Origin of the sequence: uncultured Lactobacillus sp., from assembly GCF_902491705.1 — a bacterium.
Taxonomy (GTDB): domain Bacteria; phylum Bacillota; class Bacilli; order Lactobacillales; family Lactobacillaceae; genus Lactobacillus.
In genome coordinates, this window is sequence record NZ_CABUIW010000110.1 from 1 (window position 1) to 1,646 (window position 1,646).

Here is a 1,646-nt window from a genome sequence, read left to right on the forward strand (position 1 = left end):
TTGTTCTTTATTAAATTTAGTCATAATAAAAGACCCAAAAGTGTCTAACTTTTGGTCTCACTTCATTTTTCCTACAAAGTTGGCCTTTTATTTTTTATAAAAACTACTTTACTTATTTTTCTTCTTAATTCCTACAAGTCCAAGCATTGAAATTAAGCCACCAATAATTGTTAAGCTAAATGAAGCCCAAGTGGTTTTATTGCCGGTTTGTGGTAGAGACTCATTACTTTTAGTTAAAGAGCGGTTTGTACCATTAGGTAACATTAGGCGTTGAGTATCAGTATTCATCTTTATTTCATTTGATTTCACTGGTGCCATATTTAAAGATACAGTCTTAGGATTGATTGAATTGGTTTCTTTTGAAACTAATTTGCTGGTTTTCTTTTTAGAAATACTCTTTGGATTTACATTATCACTAATAATTTTATGAGTATCCTTAGAACTTACTTTTTCATTAGTTAAATCTGCTTTATTGCCACTATCATCAAGCTTTTGATCAGTGATTTGATTATTATCTTGATCATTGTCATTCTGTTTAATTGATAAGACTAGTTCTGGCAAATTATAGTCTGCATTTTCAAGTTCTGTTTCTTTCTGGAAATTGTTCTTGTTAGAATTCTTCTTTGACAAATCAAGAGTTGATAAATCATAACTTGTACTGTCTCCTACACTTTCACCCTTCTTAAGAGTATTTAAGTCAAAAGGCTTTAGATCATAAGTGGTACCGTCATAAATACTCTCACCCTTTTTAAGAGAATCAGTATCATATTTTGGTAAATCAGTAATCGTACCATCACCAATAATTTTTCCTTGTTTTACCACTTCAGATTTAAAAATTGAATCTCTAAAGTCATCGGTTTGCTTAAATTCTGCGGCTAAAATTGCAGCCTTCAAGTTGTTAATCAAGTTAGAACCTTTTCCCTTGGACCTTAAGGCAAGCTCTTGATCAACAGTATTTTGCATCAATTTTTGCAAATCATCCCAACTATTTAATTTGATATTTTTCTTATTCAAAGTAATGGTTAATGGCTTGAAGTCATTAAGCTTATCAATTCGCTCTTTGAACATCGCTTTTTTGAAAGTAGCATAGTCATTATCATATTCACCGTTAAAAATTTTTTCTAAGATGAAAGAATCACTTAATGACTTACCAGCTTTCTTTGCATCAATAGCATACTTATCACTAATGTAGCTAATGAATCCATCTTTCCATCCCTTAGCAGCAAGTAATTCAAAAGCAGTTTTACGGAAAGTAATTCCACCCGAAATAGAATTATTGCTTTGAATTCCAGCATAATCAGGTGCATATAAAGAAACCTGTAAGTAAGCATTATTGTTATAATTTCCAGCCTTATAACCACGTCTAGCAATAATATTATTATCGATAAAATCATCGATTGTCTTTAATTTATCAGCAACTTCTTTACTGATTGGGCCTGAAACAACATCAGCTTTTTTAGCAGAATTGTAACTCAGTTGAGCATACATCAATTACTTCTCACTAGTTGACTTGTTAACCATTGCTTGAGCTTCGGCATAATCGAGCAAGTAAGTCACATCAAATAAACCGTGCATATAATTTTGTAAATCTTGTGGTGACCCTCGAAATTCGGACATGAATTTCGGGGGTTTTATTATGGCTAAAT

At 31.7% G+C, this 1,646-nt stretch carries 1 protein-coding gene and 1 pseudogene; both read right to left on the reverse strand.

Annotated features, from left to right (window positions below):
• Positions 1 to 108: 108 nt before the first annotated feature.
• Positions 109 to 318 (reverse strand): LPXTG cell wall anchor domain-containing protein, encoded by a 210-nt coding sequence (locus RDN22_RS11335; protein WP_308558160.1) that lies wholly within the window; start codon positions 316 to 318, stop codon positions 109 to 111.
• A gap of 525 nt (positions 319 to 843) precedes the next feature.
• Positions 844 to 1,617, reverse strand: a pseudogene (locus RDN22_RS11340) (ZmpA/ZmpB/ZmpC family metallo-endopeptidase); the annotation flags it as partial.
• Positions 1,618 to 1,646: the final 29 nt, after the last annotated feature.